Annotated in this window: 19 protein-coding genes and 1 pseudogene; 12 read left to right on the top strand and 8 right to left on the bottom strand. The window is 61.1% G+C overall.

The window, feature by feature from the left end:
* Positions 1-79: 79 nt before the first annotated feature.
* Positions 80-1,036 (bottom strand): LysR family transcriptional regulator, encoded by a 957-nt coding sequence (locus DIE23_RS33350; RefSeq protein WP_175796441.1) that lies wholly within the window; start codon positions 1,034-1,036, stop codon positions 80-82.
* A gap of 175 nt (positions 1,037-1,211) precedes the next feature.
* On the opposite strand from DIE23_RS33350, the gene DIE23_RS33345 reads away from it, so the two are divergent.
* The 8 genes from DIE23_RS33345 (at position 1,212) to DIE23_RS33315 (ending at position 7,503) form a co-directional block, all read left to right on the top strand.
* Complete coding sequence (locus DIE23_RS33345; RefSeq protein WP_124616399.1) at positions 1,212-1,766, top strand: flavodoxin family protein; 555 nt, start codon at positions 1,212-1,214, stop codon at positions 1,764-1,766.
* A 175-nt stretch (positions 1,767-1,941) separates the two neighbouring features.
* Complete coding sequence (locus DIE23_RS33340; RefSeq protein ID WP_175796442.1) at positions 1,942-2,925, top strand: quinone oxidoreductase; 984 nt, start codon at positions 1,942-1,944, stop codon at positions 2,923-2,925.
* Between the two features lie 108 nt (positions 2,926-3,033).
* Positions 3,034-3,780, top strand: a complete 747-nt coding sequence (locus DIE23_RS33335) for an SDR family NAD(P)-dependent oxidoreductase (protein ID WP_124616395.1) — start codon at positions 3,034-3,036, stop codon at positions 3,778-3,780.
* 57 nt (positions 3,781-3,837) lie between these two features.
* A complete protein-coding gene (locus DIE23_RS33330) occupies positions 3,838-4,539 on the top strand; it encodes a carboxymuconolactone decarboxylase family protein (protein ID WP_124616393.1) in 702 nt (233 codons plus the stop codon).
* 128 nt (positions 4,540-4,667) lie between these two features.
* Entirely contained in the window at positions 4,668-4,838 is a 171-nt protein-coding gene (locus DIE23_RS39785; RefSeq protein ID WP_175796444.1) for a hypothetical protein, read from the top strand.
* Positions 4,835-5,737 (top strand): aldo/keto reductase, encoded by a 903-nt coding sequence (locus tag DIE23_RS33325; RefSeq protein ID WP_124616391.1) that lies wholly within the window; start codon positions 4,835-4,837, stop codon positions 5,735-5,737. The genes DIE23_RS39785 and DIE23_RS33325 overlap by 4 nt, the downstream gene beginning before the upstream one ends.
* 24 nt (positions 5,738-5,761) lie before the next feature.
* Complete coding sequence (locus DIE23_RS33320) at positions 5,762-6,676, top strand: aldo/keto reductase (protein WP_124616388.1); 915 nt, start codon at positions 5,762-5,764, stop codon at positions 6,674-6,676.
* 167 nt (positions 6,677-6,843) lie between these two features.
* The gene (locus DIE23_RS33315) at positions 6,844-7,503 is read left to right on the top strand and encodes an SDR family NAD(P)-dependent oxidoreductase (protein WP_124616386.1); all 660 of its coding nucleotides are present in this window, start codon (positions 6,844-6,846) and stop codon (positions 7,501-7,503) included.
* A gap of 43 nt (positions 7,504-7,546) precedes the next feature.
* On the opposite strand, the gene istB is transcribed toward DIE23_RS33315, so the two are convergent.
* The 3 genes from istB to DIE23_RS33290 all read right to left on the bottom strand — a co-directional run bounded on the left by istB (position 7,547) and on the right by DIE23_RS33290 (position 10,075).
* Complete coding sequence (istB, locus tag DIE23_RS33310; protein ID WP_124616384.1) at positions 7,547-8,320, bottom strand: IS21-like element ISBcen13 family helper ATPase IstB; 774 nt, start codon at positions 8,318-8,320, stop codon at positions 7,547-7,549.
* Positions 8,317-9,345, bottom strand: a complete 1,029-nt coding sequence (gene istA, locus DIE23_RS33305; RefSeq protein WP_124616382.1) for an IS21 family transposase — start codon at positions 9,343-9,345, stop codon at positions 8,317-8,319. The genes istB and istA overlap by 4 nt, the downstream gene beginning before the upstream one ends.
* 469 nt (positions 9,346-9,814) lie before the next feature.
* Positions 9,815-10,075: a PaaI family thioesterase gene (locus DIE23_RS33290; protein WP_260436289.1), complete on the bottom strand. Its 261-nt coding sequence runs from the start codon at positions 10,073-10,075 to the stop codon at positions 9,815-9,817.
* A gap of 187 nt (positions 10,076-10,262) precedes the next feature.
* On the opposite strand from DIE23_RS33290, the pseudogene DIE23_RS33285 reads away from it, so the two are divergent.
* Positions 10,263-10,436: pseudogene (locus DIE23_RS33285) on the top strand (transposase); the annotation flags it as partial.
* 118 nt (positions 10,437-10,554) lie between these two features.
* Here the strand turns inward: DIE23_RS33285 and DIE23_RS39780 are convergent.
* From DIE23_RS39780 to DIE23_RS33270, 4 genes are all read right to left on the bottom strand, one after another.
* Positions 10,555-11,718: a hypothetical protein gene (locus DIE23_RS39780; RefSeq protein WP_185646590.1), complete on the bottom strand. Its 1,164-nt coding sequence runs from the start codon at positions 11,716-11,718 to the stop codon at positions 10,555-10,557.
* Between the two features lie 470 nt (positions 11,719-12,188).
* Positions 12,189-13,214, bottom strand: a complete 1,026-nt coding sequence (locus DIE23_RS33280; RefSeq protein WP_124616380.1) for an AAA family ATPase — start codon at positions 13,212-13,214, stop codon at positions 12,189-12,191.
* Between the two features lie 9 nt (positions 13,215-13,223).
* Complete coding sequence (locus DIE23_RS33275; RefSeq protein ID WP_124616378.1) at positions 13,224-15,203, bottom strand: hypothetical protein; 1,980 nt, start codon at positions 15,201-15,203, stop codon at positions 13,224-13,226.
* Positions 15,204-15,241: 38 nt separating this feature from the next.
* Positions 15,242-15,913 (bottom strand): hypothetical protein, encoded by a 672-nt coding sequence (locus DIE23_RS33270; protein WP_124616376.1) that lies wholly within the window; start codon positions 15,911-15,913, stop codon positions 15,242-15,244.
* A 335-nt stretch (positions 15,914-16,248) separates the two neighbouring features.
* Between DIE23_RS33270 and DIE23_RS33265 the strand changes: the two genes are divergently transcribed.
* The 3 genes from DIE23_RS33265 (at position 16,249) to DIE23_RS33255 (ending at position 17,979) form a co-directional block, all read left to right on the top strand.
* Positions 16,249-16,476 carry a DUF2945 domain-containing protein gene (locus tag DIE23_RS33265; RefSeq protein ID WP_014898701.1) on the top strand — a complete coding sequence of 76 codons (228 nt, stop codon included), beginning with the start codon at positions 16,249-16,251 and terminating at the stop codon, positions 16,474-16,476.
* Complete coding sequence (locus tag DIE23_RS33260) at positions 16,473-17,051, top strand: DUF488 family protein (RefSeq protein ID WP_124616374.1); 579 nt, start codon at positions 16,473-16,475, stop codon at positions 17,049-17,051. Before DIE23_RS33265 ends, DIE23_RS33260 begins: the two co-directional genes overlap by 4 nt.
* 190 nt (positions 17,052-17,241) lie before the next feature.
* Positions 17,242-17,979 (top strand): sulfite exporter TauE/SafE family protein, encoded by a 738-nt coding sequence (locus DIE23_RS33255; protein WP_124616372.1) that lies wholly within the window; start codon positions 17,242-17,244, stop codon positions 17,977-17,979.
* Positions 17,980-17,983: the final 4 nt, after the last annotated feature.

Raw genomic sequence — 17,983 nt, 5'->3', positions numbered from 1 at the left:
TGATACCCAACGACAACTACCCCGTTGACCGGCCAAAATAGTTGTCGCTGACCGGCCGTGCTGCTTGACGCTCTCTAACCTACGCAACGTATGGAGCCAATGCCCTCACCGGGACATGCAACCGCCGGTCACGCTTGAATGCTTCTTGCAAATGATCCAGAGCGACTCGCACCCGCGGCGCGACCAAGGCTCGGTGCGGGTACTGCATGACCATTTCATACGCACCTAGTAAGTGCGTGTCATGCAGCACCACTTTTAGCGCACCAGAAACCAGATGGTCCCATGCCAAGTGAACGCCCACCTGCGCAATTCCGAGTCCATCGCAAGCAGACTGAACCAACGCTTCAGGCGCAGACAAGGTCAGAGCGGCCGAGTCCATCGGGTCGAGCGTGGTGATGCTGTCATCAGCGGCCTTGAAATTCCATGGGGTCACCTGCCCCCCAAGAAACCTTCGCGCGATGAGCCTGTGCGCACGCAACTCCTGATGCGACTGTGGCACCCCGTATTTCGCTAAGTACCTGGGTGACGCAACCAGTATGGCGTTCAAGTTGAAGATTGGGCGAGTGACCAAGGCAGAGTCAGGGATGCTACCCCCACGGATCGCGATGTCGTAGCCGTCACGCACGAGATCAATGACTCGATCATCAAAGTCCACTTCAACGGACAAATGCGGGTACTGCGAGAGGAGATCCGGCAGGGCCGGCAGGAGATGATCGCGACCAAAGGCCGAACTTGTCGATATGCGCACGCGACCGCTGACAGTGGCGCGCTGAGCTGCGATGCTGTCAACCGCAGCATCCAAGGCATCAAGGGCAATTCTGGCCTGACGCAGGAACGCTTCGCCTTCCTCGGTGAGCTTCAGGCTCCGTGTCGTGCGATTCAGGAGTCGCACCCCCAAGGCCTTCTCTAGGCCCGCGACATTCTTGCTAACAGCGGCTGATGTCACCCCGAGCAGACGCCCAGCAGCCGCCAAGCTGCCCGCATCCACGGCATGGACGAACGAAATGATTGCACGAACACGTTGCGAAGAATCCAAGTTCCCTCCCATTACCCGACGAGCAGACAGTGCACCGGTCAGCGACCTCAAGCTTAAATCAATTCAAAACTACCAGTTAACAATTATTCAACCAAATATCAACTTCCGGTAGGGATCCAATCCGAGCAGACTGATATGCCCAGAGAACCAACTCAACGGAAAGGTAGGAAATCACATGCTCATTTCCATTATTTATGACAGCGGCCACGGCCACACCGCCAAGCAGGCCCAGGCCGTCGCGCAAGGCGTTGAACGCGTCGCAGGCGCCAAGGCCAGCCTGATCGCTGTGGCGGACGCCACCATCGACTGGGCTGCGCTGGAAGCCAGCGATGCCATCATCTTCGGCTCGCCGACCTACAACGGCTCGCTGTCCTCGAAGCTCAAGAAGTTCATGGAGGACTCGACCCGCCCGGCCTGGATTCCGATGAAGTGGCGCAACAAGATCGCGGCCGGCTTCACCAACTCCGGCGCGATGCACGGCGACAAGCTCAACTCGCTGATCGGCATGGCGCTGTTTGCCGCCCAGCACGGCATGATCTGGGTCGGCCTTGACCTCTTCGCCAGCACGAAGAAGGAAGACAAGAACCGCATCGGTGGCTGGTTGGGCGCCATGGCGCAGTCGGACGACGCATCGCCCGACATCACACCGATTCAGAGCGACCTTGACACGGCCGCCCATCTGGGCCAGCGCGTCGCAGAGATCACGGCCCAGTTCACCCGGAAGGGGTGAGTTTCAGAGCCGGCGGCCGCGCGAACGAGGCTTTGCTGGCAAGTGTCACGCTCTCAGTGCCTGCTGGGGCGCCCGATCCACACGCGCCCCATCCGCCCGCCATCGCCAGATGGCGGGCATCGACAGTCGCAGATCGGCTGCCACAGAACGGGCCGTGAGGCCGAAGGAGTATGCAATGCAAAAGTTGGTGGTCAAACAATTCGGCGGACCGGATCAGCTCGGTCTAGAGACGGCAGATGATTTGCAGCCGGGAGCCGGCCAGATCCTCGTCAAGGTGGAAGCGGCCGGCGTCAACTACCTCGATGTGACCCAGCGCAGCGGAGCCTCGCAGGTTCACCTGATCGAATTGCCGGTGGTACTCGGCCTCGAAGGGGTCGGCCGCATCCGGGCGTTGGGAGAGGGTGTTGCCGCAGGCACGGCCGGCCTGTCTGTGGGCGCGCGGGTGGCCTGGGTGGATGCGCGTGGTTCGTACGCCAGCCAGGTGCTAGTCCCCGCCGACCGAGCAATCCCGATCCCGGACAGCTTCTCGCTCAACGAAGGCCTGCTGCTCCAGGCGCTCACGGCCCACTATCTGGTCCACGAGTACCGCAAGGTCTGTCACGGCGATCGTGTGCTGGTGCACGCCGCGGCCGGCGGTCTGGGGCAGTTGCTGGTGCAATGGTTCAAGCACCTCGGTGCCTGGGTCGTGGGCACGGCCTCCAGCGAGCAGAAGGCAGAGACGGTCCGCGCGGCCGGTGCCGATGCGGCCGTGGTCTATGGCAAGGACTACACCTTTGTCGACGAAGTCGAAGCACTGACCGATGGCAAGGGCGTGGATCTCGCCATCGATGGGCTGGGTGAGAAAACGCTGCTAAACACCATCGCGACACTCGGTCGCGGCGGCACCGTCGTTGCCATCGGCGCGGCTTCGGGCCCGATCCCCACGATCAACCCGCCCATCCTCACGCCGCGCGGCCTGCGCCTGGCCGGGGGCTCCGTCTTCAGCTACATCGCCGATTCCGCCGAGCTGCAGAAGCGCGCGGCCGATGTGGTGGCGGCCGTACAGGCCGGCTGGCTCAAGTTGGAGGGCGCGACCGGCTACCCGCTCGCACGGGGCGCCGATGCGCACCGCGACATCGAGAGCCGCCGAGCCAAGGGCAAGCTCTACCTGACGCCCTGAAGCCGGGCACCGGACGGACGTCCTCGTCGGCACCCAAGGTTGCCGTCGGTGACCTCCCCCTTCATTTCAGAAGGCTCGCCTCACCGCCGAGCATTTCAGGAGAAACTCATGAATGGTCTAGAAGGCAAAACAGCGCTGGTGACGGGTGGCGGCACAGGCATCGGCCGCAGCATCGCCAAGCGTTTGGCCGATGAAGGCGTGAACGTCGTGATCGTCGGTCGCACGGAAAGTGCGCTCAAGGAATCCGCGAGCCAGCACGAGCGCATCTCATACATCGTCGCGGACATCGGTCAGTCCGCGGACATCGCTCGGACGCTCTCGGAGATCCGTGCCCGTCACGGCAAGCTCGATGTGCTGGTCAACAACGCCGGCGTGGCCCCGGTCACGCCCTTTGCGGACCTGAGCCTCAGCGAGTACGACAACGTGTTCCAGGTCAACGTGCGCGCGCTGCTCGACCTCACGCAGCAGGCCTTGCCCCTTCTCAAGGAGACCAAGGGCAACGTCGTCAACATCTCCACCGCGATCGTGGGCCGCCCGATGCCCAACATGTCCACCTATGCCGCGAGCAAGGCGTCCGTGAACATGCTGACGCGGGTCTGGGCGAAGGAACTTGCACCGGAAGGCGTCCGCGTGAACTCGGTGGGCGTGGGCCCCATCCTTACGCCGATCTACGAGAAGACAGAATTGTCGGCGGAGGCCGCCCAAGAGCACCTGGACCGCGTCAAGAAGATCGTGCCCATGGGCCGCTTCGGCACGCCCGAGGAAGTCGCCGCTGTGGTGGCCTTCCTGGCTTCGGACGAGGCGAGTTTCGTGACCGGCTCTGACTATGGCGTCGACGGCGGGTCGGCCGTCTGAATCAGCACGTGGCGTGGGAATCACGCTGAATCATCGATACGAACCAGGAGGCCGCCCATGAGCGACACGAAGAAGGAACCCAATCCGCTGTTCGCCGTCATCGGCGCCGTCGCACCGGTTCTGGGAAACTACACCCAAGAAAGAATCGTCCAGGAACTCTGGGGCCGCCCCGGACTTCCCGTGCGAGACCGCGCCATCGTGACGGTCACCGCACTGGTCTCCCGCAACGCGACGTCCGCGTTCCCCAACTATTTCAACAAGGCGCTGGACAGCGGCCTGCGCCCCGCAGAGTTTTCCGAACTGCTGACCCATCTGGCGTTCTATGCCAGCTGGCCCTACGCCTTTGACGCCGTGGTTGCACTGCACGGCATCTATGCGCAACGCGGCATCCACGCGGACGACCTGCCTGCTGTCGCGCCAGTCCTGCTGGCCGACGACGCCGTAGGCATTCGACCCGGTGAGGGGATTGCTGCCTCTCTAGCGTCTGCCTCCCCAGCACTGCAGCACTTCACCGAGGACCTGCTGATCAAAGACGTGTGGCACCGGCCGGCACTCTCTGCACGTGATCGCAGTCTGGCCACCGTGGTGGCTTTGGCCGCGCAGGGCCAAGCCCCACTGCTCGCGCCATACCTGCAGCATGCGACGGCGCATGGTGTGACGAAGGAGGAGCTGGGTGAAGCGTTGGCCCACATCGCGTTCTACGCCGGCTGGGGGTACGCGCTGCAGGCCGCCCAGGTCATCCAACAAGAGTTTGCTTGAGGGGCGCTCCTCAAGCCACACTGGGAAGGTATCGATGCCTACCGCCACCTGGAGTCGGCCTCGCATTTCGGCAAGGTGGTGATCCAACTGGACGGCCAGTAAGGCCACCCCATCGGGAGCACACAGCAATGCGCAATCGACTGGCCAACAAGACAGCCTTGGCGCTGGGCAGCACAGCCTTCGGTCGCAACGAAGACAGCTCCCAGCAAGCGGCAGCACAAGCCCATGGGATCATCTTCCTGCTGACCGCCATCGGGCATTCCGACCCTCAAAACACACGACAACGGGTCTCGCCATGACGACCAGCCCCCTCACCACGCTCAGCAACGGTATCCAGATCCCTCTGTTGGGGCTGGGCGTCTTCCGCAGTACCGGGGATGACACGGTCCGCGTCGTGAAGACAGCGATCGACAAGGGCTACCGCCTGATCGACACGGCCGCGGCCTACCAGAACGAGGCGCAGGTCGGCGAAGGCATTCGCCAGAGCGGCATCGACCGCTCCGAGCTGTTCGTCACCACCAAGCTGTTCCTCACCGACTACGGCTATGAAGCGGCCTTGCGGGCTTTCGACACCAGCCTGGGCAAGCTCGGCCTGGACTACCTCGACCTGTACCTGCTGCATTGGCCGGTGCCGCGTGAGTTCGACAACACGCTGGCGTCCTGGCGTGCGCTGGAGAAACTGCGGGGCGAGGGCCGCGTCCGGGCCATTGGCGTGTGCAATTTCAACCCAGCGCATCTGGATGCCCTCATCGAGCGCTCGGCGATCGCGCCCATGCTCAACCAGGTCGAACTGCATCCCTACCTGGTGCAGGCCCCGGTCCGAGACGCCAATGCCAAGCACCATGTCCTGACCCAGGCATGGTCGCCGATCGGCGGAGTGAAGCGCTATTGGGCGCAAGACCCCGCTGCCGTGCATGATCCACTGCACGACCCGGTGATCGCTGGACTGGCGGCCAAGTACGGCAAAACGCCTGCCCAGGTGATTCTGCGCTGGCACATCGAACACGGCGTGTCGGCCATCCCCAAGTCCAGCCGTGACGAGCGACTGGCCGAGAACATCGCGATCTTCGACTTCCAGCTCACGCCGTCGGAGGTGGCCGCCATCGATGCGCTGAACTGCGACGAGCGTGGCGGCCCCGACCCGGAAGTCAACGATCTGGAAACCGTCCGCAAGCGCGTCGCCAGCCAGGCGAAGTGACTGCCATCGCTACCGGAGCACCCCATGAGCATCACTCAGAAGACGTTTCGCCTGAACGACGACACCGCCATTCCGGCCGTCGGCTTCGGCACCTACCTGGTCACGCCGGCCGATGCGCCGCAAGCCGTGAGCACGGCCATCGGCCTGGGCTATCGGCACGTGGACACGGCGGCGGTCTACCAAAATGAGGAGGCTGTCGGCGCGGGCATCCACGCCGGCCTCCAAGCCAGCGGCTTGAACCGTCGCGATCTCTTCGTGACCACCAAGCTCTGGCCGGGCTTTTCGGCTTGGAGCGAGGAGCCGAAGTCGCAATCACAGACGATGGCCGCGTTCGAGGAGAGCCTGGCCAAACTGGGCTTGGACTACCTTGACCTCTACCTGATCCACTCTCCGCAGGGTGGGCAGGCACGCCTGGACCAGTGGCGTGCGCTGGTCGAACTCAAGCGCGCCGGCAAGGTGCGCAGCATTGGTGTCAGCAACTACAGCCGCAAGCATCTGGAAGAAATCCGGGCCGCAGGTCTGCCGACACCCGAGGCCAACCAGATCGAACTGCACCCTTGGTCGCAGAAGCCGGAATTGGTTGCCTACCTGCGTGAGCAAGGGATCGCCCCCATCGCGTACAGCAGCCTGGCGCCGCTGTCGACCTGGCGCACCCAGCCCGGCCAGGACAGCCGCAAAGCCGCGGCCGGCAAGGACGATGGCCCCGTCTTCGCCGACATGGCCGCCAAGTACGGTGTGACCGAGGCCCAGTTGCTGCTGCACTGGGGTGTTCAGAACGGCTATGCGGTGCTGCCCAAGAGCCTCAACCCGCAGCGCATGTGCCAGAACATTGACCTGGATGGCTTCGTGATCGACGACCCGGACATGGCCTTGATCCGTACCCTGGACCGCGGCGACGGCATTGCCTGGTCCATGGGTGATCCGAGCCTGGCCGACTGATCAGGAGTATCTGAGAACGGCCTTGTCGGGCGTTTGGAGATCCTTGGGCGCTGGTCTACTGGTTCGCCCATCCCTCTCACAGGTCTGGAGGGGCTTGGGCCCATGTGACCGACAGTGCTTCAGGCGTAGCCGAAGCACTCAATCTTGACGCTATGAGGAATAGATCAATGAGAATCGCACTTGTCACCGGCGCGGGGCGTCGACAGGGCCTAGGATTCGAGACCGCTAGGCAACTCGCGCACTTGGGCTTCCATGTCTTTGTTACCGCAAGGATCGGGAAGAAGGCCGAGGAATATGCTCAGGAACTCCAGGATAGCGGGCTCAAGGTCTCGGCGCTGCAATTGGACACCACCGACGGTGACAGTGTAGCTCGTGCGGTCGCCGCCGTGACCGAGAAGTTCGGAAAGTTAGACGTGCTGGTCAACAATGCCGCCATCATGGCGGTGACGCCTGTGCAAGATTTCCGCACAGACCTGGATGCGGTTCGCCAACAGTTCGAGACCAATCTGCTCGGCACCTGGCGGATGTCGCAGGAGTTTTTCCCTCTGTTGTGCGCTTCGGGTGACGCGCGAATCGTGAATGTCTCCAGCGGAGCCGGCGCGTTCTGGGACCCCGACTTCGGCCTCGTCAACAATCCCGGCTTTGAAATGAGTCAATTTGGTGATGTGCCGATTGGCTCATACGCACTGACTAAATTAGCCATCAACGGCCTGACGCTCAAGCTCGCCCAAGACTTCAAGGCACATCAGATCCTCGTCAACTCGGTCTGTCCGGGTCTGGTCGCCACCTACCCCGGCTCGCCGGTGTCAAACGCATTTGAAATCTGAGCCACTTCGCGCCTGATCGCGCAAAGTAAAACTGAGCCAGTCGTTACCTCTTCGATGACGAAACGTGGCCGGCTTGGCGTTGCTGTTTCAGTCTGTAGCTGTCTCCTTTGATCTGGATGATGTGGGCGTGGTGCAGGATGCGGTCAAGCATCGCTGCAGTCAGTGTGGTGTTGCCGCCAAAGGTTTCATCCCACTGCGCAAACGGAAGGTTGCTGGTCAGGATCATCGACCCGCGCTCGTAGCGCTTGGCGACGATCTGGAAGAAGTGGCTAGCCTGATCCCCCGAGAGCGGCAGATAGCCGATCTCGTCAACGATGAGCAACCTCGGGCCGAGAATGTTGTGCCGAAGAACCGCGTCGTATCGCTCCTGTCGGCGCGCGGCCTCGAGCTGCAACATCAGATCCGCTGCCGTGATGAACTTCGTCTTGATGCCCGCCTGTGTCGCGGCATACCCGATGGCGATCGCGAGGTGGGTCTTGCCCACGCCTGACGGACCTAGCAACACGGCGTTCTCGCCTCGCTCAATGAAGCGCAGGGTGGCAAGCTCATCGATCGTCTTGCGTGGCGCCCCGACGGCGAAACTGTAGTCGTAGTCATCGAGCGTCTTGATGGCGGGGAACCCGGCCATGCGCACCAGTGTTTGCCGCGAACGAACTTGCCTCGTCTCTCGTTCGTGAGCGAGCGCGTTCTCAAGGAAGTCGAGGAAGCTCCATTGCTTGGCCGCGGCATCGCTCGCCAGAGCGACGTATCGTTGCATGAGCCCCTCGAGCTTCAGGCTCTGGCAGTGCCCGTCGATGCGTTCCTGCTGCAGGTTCATGCGCGCACCTCGGTCAGCAATTGCTGGTAGACAGACAACGGGTGCTGGATCGACATCGCGGGGTCAACGCGCGGCCGAGCGACGGCGCGAGCCGGCAATCGGGGCACCGCGTAGCCAGGCATATCGCGCAAGCAAGCCCGTTCTCGTTGCTCCAACAGAATCGCGGGTGCCAGCCCTGTAACCGGATGCACGCGCTGGTTGGCCACGTCGCGCAGCCATTTACTCACCTCGACGTTCGCAGTCACGGCGTCGAGCATCAAGCCGGACTGCTTGAGCTGGCTGGCCAGCGGCACATAGAAATTGCCGCGCAGATAGCGGTGGAATCGCTCGACCTTGCCCTTGGTCTGCGCACGGTACGGTTGGCACAGTCTGGGCAGGAAGCCGTACCGCTTGGCCAGATCGAGCAACCCGGCGTGCCAGCGGTGTTGACCGTCGCCATACGCATCGCGCTCGACAACGATGGTCTTGGCGTTGTCGTAAAGGATCTCACGAGGAACGCCGCCCAGGGCTTCGAACAGCGCATGATGACAGGCGACCAGCGTCTCGGCGCGTTCATCGGTGGTGAAGCGCGCCCAGCGCCAACGACTGAAGCCGAGCGTGGCGGTGAAGGCGTAAAGCGGGTCGGTGCCTCGACGGAAGACAACGAAATCGCACTGCATCTGCCGACCGGGCTCGGTCTCGAACCTCACGACCGGGTCTGGCTTCGGCACGGACTTATGCGTGTTCATGAAAGCCTGCAGGCTTCGCAACTGGCCATCGTAGCCACGCGCACGCAACTCGCGCAGCAGCGCCGGCGCAGCGATGATCTCGGGTGCTGCGGCGCTCATGCGCTCGAGGACGTACGCCTCGAACGCTCCGAGCTTGGTTGGTCGCGGTTCACGCGGCTTGTAGCGCGGCACTTCCTCTGCCGCCAGGTACCGCGCCACCGTGTTGCGAGAAATGCCCAGGCGCCGCGCGATCTCGCGCTCCGATACGCCTTGGGCTTTGAGCACATGGATTTGCATCCACTGTTCCTTCTGGAGCATCGCCAGCCTTTGCGCGCAAAAGGCTGACTGTACTGAAAGGTGGCTCAGATTTACTTCGCGCGAAGTGGCTCATTATTACTTTGCGCCCAACACCGGGACGTCCTGTAGAGGAAGGTGCACACAGTATCGTGTGGGGTGCCACCTTGCCGGCCAATGGCCCCACCGGCCTTTTCTTCAGAGATGGGAAGCAACTTCCCTGGTAACTCACACCTAGGGTGACCGTTGATACAGATTGGGTCTCAACAGGCGATGGCGCATCAGATACACAACGAGGAAGCCATCTCCGCACACTGCACGACCGATAACCGGCCGATCTCACTCAGGGACACGCTAATTGATTCGGATAGACCTCGATGGCGCCAACTGGAAAGAACGGACACGTTAGCGGCATGAGTCGACGCAGCAGTGACGCCGCTCTTGTCTTTCCCATGATCGCACCTGCTGCGCTACACACTGCCAGCACAACCATTCACGGCGAACTGGCAGACGTTCCTCCCACCAGGGCGAGGACGGCATCGCCAGTTGCGCAGAGTTGCGGTTCCGAGGACTCGGGACCTTGGCAGTGAAGGTCCGCGGACGCGAACACCTGGCGCCTGCCCGCTTTCACCACCCGCCCGCGCACGATGAAGGCCTGCCCCTTCGCAGGCGCCAAACACCGAACGGCGAACTGGGCGGCCAGGACCGGGTCGCACACCGTGCTGGCCGCGAAGCCGCACGCGGCGTCGATCAATGCGTAGGCCGGAATAAATCTGTCACCACCCTTTCCTACTCACCACGATGCAAAGCGCGAGCGCATTGACACACATATTTCCACTTTAAACGCAATAAGATTAGAGGTGGCCGCGCAAATTCGGACAGTCGGATAAGTGGAACTTCCGGGGCCTGAGCCAGCGATAATGCTGGCAAAAGAACGAGAACTGACGAAGAGAACCCGACGGACGCACTCAGCGGCGTTCAAAGCGAAGGTGGCGCTGGCCGCAGTCAAGGGCGAGCGGACGCTGGCCGAATTGGCGCAGCAATACGACGTCCATCCGAATCAGATCACGGAATGGAAGCGGCAGTTGCAGGAGCGTGCGGCCGATGTGTTCGGTACTATTGCTCCCTTCTTTCCACTCAAGGCATCACACAGGATCGGTCTACGCCATCTGTCGCGGGCGGCGCAAATATTCGGTCAAACCAATTCACGGACAGGCCGACAATTCGCTCACGTTAGGGGACATCAGACGGAAACGGAACAATATAGTCAAAGATACGTGAATCGTGGTTACAACGGAGCTTAATCGTGGGACTTGGAAATTCAGGCGCTTTCCACTGGAAGATGTCAGCATTCCGCTGAGCCTGCACATCAAACATCGAATGTCCAACCGATCGACGATATGCGCAACGTGCGTTTGCGTGGTCCAGCAGCGACCTCGCGTCAGGCAGCAAGACAACAAAGCCGCACCTCGGTTCGCTCGGGAACCGATCTGGGCACGTTCGTCGGGTAACAAGCGGCAATTGAAGTTCGCCACGGGTCAATGGATTAATGCTGACCTTGAGGTTCGCACCGACATGATCGACTTCCAGTTCCATCCATAGGCGGAGGAATTCGGCATACAGCAGGCGAGGATAGAAGTCTGCAGATGGGTCAAGGCCGCGGAGTGAGAGCAGTCGCGGTGTCCACTGCACGCTTGACCGGCTTCCTTGCCGACCGCCCGAAGAAGGCCAGTGGTCGGAGCACGAGCGTGGCGGATCGAGCAAGCGAGCCTCGCTCTTCGCGTCATGAGCATAGTCGGCTTCTATGAGTCGAGACAGTCTGAACTCTCGCATGACAGATTCAGCATCTTGCTCGAATGCGCGCCTCCAGACAATGTACGCAATACATACTGTACAAACGTGTTGTCGATCAAGACACTCGAAATCGGATCGCTGCGCGGAAGCGAGAATCGACAAGCACCGTCGGTGCTGGCGTACAAAGCGCCTGAATACTTGGCGTCGCACGCAGCGATAGTGTCCGATGACGATTTTCTCCCATGCGTCGGGGTCAAGCGCATTCGCCTCGTCCGGTTCCGGCCATTTAACAATCATTGCCGGTGTCGAGGCGGCGGGCTCTTGCCAACATTCCGGCGGCAATTCCAGTGCAGTCACGCCACCCCATTTCAGCTTCATGTGGTGCCCACGAACAGCTCCGCCCAACGCGTCGCCGAGCAGATCATTCGCGTATGGCTCCTTTTCACATACCGCGCTCCACCAAACGACAATCTGTCCGCACGTTTCTTCCATTGCCTGCCAAAGCTCCAAGTCCGCGCGAGCCGTCATGAAGCGAACCGCATCGATGATGCAAGTGCCGCATTCCGAACAAATGACACCGTCCGATGCGGTAAGCGGATCCATAGTTCGAACCGTCATCGCGCATCGCACACACCCCCTGGTCAGCGGAACACGATGCCACGGACAGTGCGTCAATGCACCGATCGCGAACAATGTACAGTGATAGCCGGATCGTATGCACTCTGGGCAGTGCCGAATGCCCCTCGTATTCGACACGCTGCGCGGAAACCCCAACATGTCTGGAAAGCCCCTCTCGAGGACAATTCTCCGCTCGCGGAGCAGTGAGGAATAGGCGGAAAACGAAACCCAATGCCCGGAGAGAAAATCGTTTTCGGACCTTGTCGTCCCAGATACCGACAATGAAAGTAGGCGTCGAAGTTCTTCCCAGGTGAGGCAGTTGAGTGCCATCACCCGCGCGAACACCATCCAGGCGGACTCATACGGCGCAATGCTACCCGCCATCCATGTCAACCGCGCATCGGGGAAATCGCGATCGCTCGCGTTCAGAATCCGTCGCATACAACTTTTCGCCGCTAGCTTCCCCAGCCCAGGTCCGAGGCATCGATGGCACTTTTGATATCCTTTGCCTCCAGCCGAAACTGGTCATCGTCAAACCGGTGAAGCGACAGGAAGAGCCATTCGATGGTCATCGCGATCGCTTCCATGCTCAATCCGCTCTCCACGTCTGACGTCGCGGCGGACATTTCACTCCAGATCAGTTCCGCGTAGTGATGGAACCGAAATCCTTGTCGATACGCCTGCGGAAAGAAGAACTCCGTGTATGTCCAGCCGGATCCCTCCGGCCATTCACTCTTTGTGTCGAGATAAGTGAGCACCCCAGTTAGCATCTCAACACCGGTGCAACCATCAAAAGATTTTGGGCGACGAAAGAACCGCGCGATCAACTGCAGCTTGTTCTGTTCCTGAAGGCTAGTGATCAGGTGTTCGACGTTGGGTTGGCCAAATGAGATGACCGTCATCGTGATGCCGCGAAGATCGAGCAGGTTGCCGAGTTCCAACAGGCTGCCGATATCGTGCTGATTGAACAGGTTGACTTCATCCAGTATCAAGACAAAATGATTGCCGCCCTTGGCAGCAAGGGTCGTCTCGATGTCCGACGCGACGTTGCGCAGTAACAGGGTCGCATCCGTTCGGACTGCACACACGTGCCCTACACTCTCAAGTATCACGCGATAGGCATGTCCGCTGACCGGACGCAACGTCTCCCGAGCTACCACGACGATCACGTGCGCGCTGGGAAACTCCTCGAGCAAATACTGGCGCACAGCCCGTGCACAGGTCGTCTTGCCGCATCGGGTCCTTCCAATAAAGACCAGGCCAGTGCGACGGGCGTAGACACGCTCCCGAATGGCTCGATATGCCTGCTGGATCATGAACGTGGGAATTGTGTAACGTCGCGTCATAAGAGGATGACGATCGATCAGATTGGGACGATGCTCAGGCAACCAGCCACCGGCGGGCATGTCCGGCTGCGCGGCATCGGCGTCGATACTGATCCGCTTAGGCGCATCATTAGCCTGATGATCAGCGGCGCTCACGAGAACCTCCTATTTGTTGTTGAGTCGCTTCTTTGATGTAAAAAAATCATCCGGAAGCGGAGACATCACAGTCTGGTTTGGAGATACCACAATCGGTTCAATACGCAGGGCCGGCTGCCGCTTCGGGGGATCGTCCCGAACACGCGGACTGACGCCTGCGTCGTGCGCTACCCGCGCTGCCTCCGTTGCTTCTTTCGGTGATGGCCCTTGCCGCTTGCTGTTCGGTTTGACTTTGCCCGCAAGCCAGTCGAGATAAGCTATAACGGGATCATCAGTTTGGCTCAATGTCAAGATACGCTTGTATATCAGACTGAATATCGCTTTGCGAGTCGTGAGGTTGTGCTTCGTCATCCCCCACTTTTGTTGGGCCACAAGTACGCCATACTCCTTTCCATTGGCGAGAAATGCATGAACCTGCCTCATATCCTCATCATCGATATAAATCACAATTTTTTTTCCGAGCAGCCACGCAGAATCAGCAAGGAGCGGATTGGTATATCGCACATGCTCGAGCTGAATGTACGGCCTGCGTCCCGAACGGATCGCGCCTCGAACCGTCACCAGCTCCGCCCGAAGCGCAAGTCGAGACATGCCGACTGCGTTTGGCGGCAGTGTTCTAAGCATGCATCTAGGGGACTCCCCGCAAAGGAACTGACGCATCGTCTCAAGTGGCGAGTTGTAGTAATTGCGCTCGCCGGGCAGCGCGTTGTGCTCGGCAAAGTGGATATCAATCTGTTGCTCAGCCTCATCTGCACGAATCTTGAATCGAACCGCTGCAGCCTCCGCATCCGGCGCGCGCCCCTTCCCTCGACCGGTTCCGCTAGTCGAAGGAAAGCGCTGAAATACATTCCGCGTAATTTTTTCGAAGGTTCTCTCCACATTTGGACGACGTTCGAAATGGCCCGGTGGTCCCCAGTTAACGATGAATCCGATACTTTTACGAACGACGTCGTGAATCTGACTCGCGAGATTGGCGAGCGCGCCGTCGAGCATCGTGATGCTCCAGACTGCATGAGCTGCCTCGGGTATCACGCCACTCGGCAACCCGCTACCCGGTGGATATGAAAGCACCGGCGCCATCAGAGTCTTAGGCTGCCACACTTCGACGATTGCCTTACGAATCAGCGCCGCCACATCGGTAGCGCGGACTTCGCTGGCATATACAACGCTGTAGGCCAACACGGCGGTCGTCATTCGGTCTACCGCGGCAAGCAGCCACAATCGCCGAAGCGTGACCTCCGTTGTCGTGCCCTCCGGGGTTTCGAAAGCGATCGAGAAAAATGCGTCGATCTTGTGGGCGTCAATTTCGACGGCATCGTACGGTTCGGAGCATGGAATGATCGGCCGTACGCCCGTCCCAGTCGCCGCGTGAGCCTTCGCCTCGTCTCCCCCTTCATGGGCGACCGCGCGACTAAACGTTTGGCGGAACAACGATCGCATGTATGGCTCTATTGTCTGCCGCCCCTGGTGCTTTGTTCGAAATGGCCACTCCGCGTCGGTAACCTTCTCGCGTCGGAGGGCTTCATGGAAAATGCGCACGAGATGCGCCCCCGTCGGACGATAGTGATCGGGCTTATTGCGCCGGTCTTTTTTGAGTCGTTTGACAAGGTTACCCTCCAGCTTTGGCAACCGTATCAATATGTCGGCAAGCGCACACGACATGCCGCCTTGCTGCTCCGGCCGCTTCTCTCCCACCGCGCTATGCCGAACATTCGGTCTGGTATGCACGTACGGCAAAAGAGCTCGATACCCCTGAATACGGCCATCGTCGGCAAGCTCAAGACATCGCTTGAAAAGATTGCGCACCATCGTCCCATCCAGGCCGGTCACGGTCCGGATTTCGCGATAAGTCCTTCCTTCAGCAAACATCGCGATTGCCTTGACCCGGCTTGCGAGCATCTGCACACGTGATCCCGTTTCATCATCAAGCGATGATGCGAGATCGAAGTCGACCGATGGCCATGTGTCGAGTGATTCGGCGTTCGCCAATGCTTCTGCGCGTGACCAGCGTTCAGGCCTTGTGGGTATCATGCTTCACCCTCCCATCGCCACGGGGTATCGAGCGTATATCCTGCCCGAGAGAGATCCAGGCGCAGCCATGCAACAATCGACAAACGCGCAATCAAGCCTTTCACGATCGCCGCGTCGACGTCGGGCGTGGCTTCGATAATTTGTCGCACGGTTCCGCTCTCGATCCTACGGGCGATGCTCGACACAAGCGCCACCTCAGATGCGAGCCCTTGGTCCCTGAGCCCGGCAGCAAAGCAGATGACCTTAGCCCATCGCATCGCAACAGTGGCTTTCGAGCGCAGATCGGATTCTCGGATCAGTCTTACCTCGTTGACTGTATCGGAGCAGTTTGCCGGCACCGCCCCTTGGTCACCGCCCTCGTTGTCGGAAACTATTCGATGTCCGACAATTCGGTTGTCACGTGTGGTCACGAGCGCATGAACACCCGGCCATCTGTCAAACGGTTCCGGCTCATCGACATCATCACGCAACTCAAAGGAAACGACGCTGGGATCCGTCTCTAAATAAGCGATCCAGTGCAGGAAGCGACGGTCGGAGGGAACAATCCAGTCTCGGCTCGTCTTGACGCTGTAGACAAGATAGAGCTGCCGATTGCGGCGACCACGATAGCGGTAGGCGCGCATGACGTTTGCGCGCTGTTGCGACGAGAGCGTTGAGTGGGGTGCCATGACACCTCCAGTCGCCAGCGAAATACAACCGACAGGCAAGATTGAGTAAACTTTAGTTCAAACGGCAACTTTGCGTATCATTTAGTTCCAAAATTCTGGAAGAAAATGTCACCCATTACAATTTCCCAACGCCCTCTATCGCCCGCCGGACATGGATGCCCTCGGAAATTCAGTGGGTGAGATTTAGTTCCAGAGACTCGCCGCGTGCCGGCATGACGCTTGCGCCCGCAGCACGGCACGCTCCCGTCGTCTGTATCTTTTTCCATGCGCGGCCAGCGCCGATAATGAGTCCGGCAGCGACCGACGCCATCGCATCGATGCAAGGAGGCCCCCGCATGACGACCCCGTTCAAGCTGGGCGACCACGTCCGCTGGAATTCCGAAGCCGGTTATGTCACCGGCACGATCATCGCGATCCACACGCAGGATTTCGACTACAAGGGCCATCGCCACCGCGCGTCGCCGGACGATCCGCAGTACGAGATCAAGAGCGACCGCACCGACCACATCGCCGCGCATCGCGGCCGCGTGCTCGAACGCCTTGCCGGCAAGGACGACGCGTGACGCTCCCGTTCCTCACGATCGGCCATTCGAACCGCACGCTCGACGCGTTCGTCGAGATGCTCGACGCGGCCGACATCGCGCTGCTCGTAGATATCCGGAAGATGACGCGCTCGCGCACGAATCCTCAGTTTAACGAAGCGACGCTGCCGGGCGCACTGTCCGCCGTCGACATCGCGTACGAGCACATCGCGGCACTCGGCGGCCTGCGCGGCAAGTCGCGCGGCGTGCCCGACGAGGTCAACGACTTCTGGACGAACCGCAGCTTCCATCGCTACGCCGACTATGCCCTGTCGCCCGAGTTTCGAACGGGCCTCGACCGGTTGATCACGCAAGGGCACCGGCAGCGCTGCGCGATCATGTGTTCGGAAGCCGTGTGGTGGCGCTGTCACCGGCGCATCGTGTCCGACTACCTGATCGCGCGCGGCGAAACGGTGCTGCACATCATGGGCCTGAACCGCGTGGAGCCCGCGCGTCTCACGGCCGGTGCCGTGATCCGGGCCGACGGCACGATCGTCTATCCGGACGTCAAAGGCGATGCGGCAACAGAACAAGCCGGCGCGCAGCCAAACGGGTGACGCGACACCGGTCGCGTACGTGATGCCGTGACGGCGTGAAGGCGCCATGCCCGACGCAACGCCCCACGTCGTCCGGCCGCGCGCCCTGCGCACCCGAAACGCTGCGCGCTTTGCGCCGCCGCGATCCTGCATTACCATCGGGCGACCATCGCGCGTCACCGCGCCCCACCACCTCTCTGCTCCCGCACCGATGCTCGCCCTCATCATCATCGCCGGCCTGTGGGCCGGCCTGCAGAATGCCCTGGCGGGCGGCGGCTCGTTCGTCACGCTGCCCGCGCTGATCGTGTCGGGGATGTCACCGCTCGCGGCGAACATCACGTCGACGGTCGCGCTGTTTCCAGGCCAGGTCACGACGGGCTGGGCAAGCCGGAACATGGTGCGCGGCGCGGGCAAGCTGCCGTTTCGCGCGCTGTTCGCGATCAGCGTGGTCGGCGGCGCGCTCGGCGGCCTGCTGCTGCTGAAAACCCCGTCGTCGATCTTCTCGCACCTCGTGCCGTGGCTCGTGCTGTTCGCGACGGTCCTGTTCGCCTGGGGCAGCTTCTTCCGCAAGCCCGGCGCCGGCACGCAGCATCTCGGCCCCGTCACGGCCGCGATCTCGCAATTCCTGATCGCGATCTACGGCGGCTACTTCGGCGGTGGCATCGGGTTCCTGATGATGGCCGCGCTGACGATGGCCGGCCTGTCGCCGCGTCACGCGATGTCGACCAAGAACGCGCTCGCGGGGGTGATGAACGCGTCGGCGGTCGTGCTGTTCCTGACCTCGCCGCACCTGCACTGGCCAGCGGCGATCGCGCTCGGCGGCGGCGCAATCGTCGGCGGCCTGCTCGGCGCGTGGGCGCTGCACCGCGTGAACGAGCGCGTGCTGCGGATCGCGATCGTCTGCATCGGCGCCGCGCTGACCGTCGGGCTGTTCGTCAAGCCGATCTGACGCG

It is taken from the genome of Burkholderia sp. Bp9143 (genome assembly GCF_003853645.1).
Classification (GTDB): domain Bacteria; phylum Pseudomonadota; class Gammaproteobacteria; order Burkholderiales; family Burkholderiaceae; genus Burkholderia.
This window is presented reverse-complemented; position numbering and strand designations above follow the sequence as displayed.

Bases quoted from the DNA above. Each gene is read 5' to 3' on its own strand.
- DIE23_RS33255 (WP_124616372.1), top strand. From the start codon at position 17,242: ATGCTCGCCCTCATCATCATCGCCGGCCTGTGGGCCGGCCTGCAGAAT.
- istB (WP_124616384.1), bottom strand. From the start codon at position 8,320: ATGAACCTGCAGCAGGAACGCATCGACGGGCACTGCCAGAGCCTGAAG.
- istA (WP_124616382.1), bottom strand. From the start codon at position 9,345: ATGCTCCAGAAGGAACAGTGGATGCAAATCCATGTGCTCAAAGCCCAA.
- DIE23_RS33320 (WP_124616388.1), top strand. From the start codon at position 5,762: ATGAGCATCACTCAGAAGACGTTTCGCCTGAACGACGACACCGCCATT.
- DIE23_RS33335 (WP_124616395.1), top strand. From the start codon at position 3,034: ATGAATGGTCTAGAAGGCAAAACAGCGCTGGTGACGGGTGGCGGCACA.
- DIE23_RS39785 (WP_175796444.1), top strand. From the start codon at position 4,668: ATGCGCAATCGACTGGCCAACAAGACAGCCTTGGCGCTGGGCAGCACA.
- DIE23_RS33340 (WP_175796442.1), top strand. From the start codon at position 1,942: ATGCAAAAGTTGGTGGTCAAACAATTCGGCGGACCGGATCAGCTCGGT.
- DIE23_RS33330 (WP_124616393.1), top strand. From the start codon at position 3,838: ATGAGCGACACGAAGAAGGAACCCAATCCGCTGTTCGCCGTCATCGGC.
- DIE23_RS33315 (WP_124616386.1), top strand. From the start codon at position 6,844: ATGAGAATCGCACTTGTCACCGGCGCGGGGCGTCGACAGGGCCTAGGA.
- DIE23_RS33265 (WP_014898701.1), top strand. From the start codon at position 16,249: ATGACGACCCCGTTCAAGCTGGGCGACCACGTCCGCTGGAATTCCGAA.
- DIE23_RS33270 (WP_124616376.1), bottom strand. From the start codon at position 15,913: ATGGCACCCCACTCAACGCTCTCGTCGCAACAGCGCGCAAACGTCATG.
- DIE23_RS33325 (WP_124616391.1), top strand. From the start codon at position 4,835: ATGACGACCAGCCCCCTCACCACGCTCAGCAACGGTATCCAGATCCCT.
- DIE23_RS33345 (WP_124616399.1), top strand. From the start codon at position 1,212: ATGCTCATTTCCATTATTTATGACAGCGGCCACGGCCACACCGCCAAG.
- DIE23_RS39780 (WP_185646590.1), bottom strand. From the start codon at position 11,718: ATGGATCCGCTTACCGCATCGGACGGTGTCATTTGTTCGGAATGCGGC.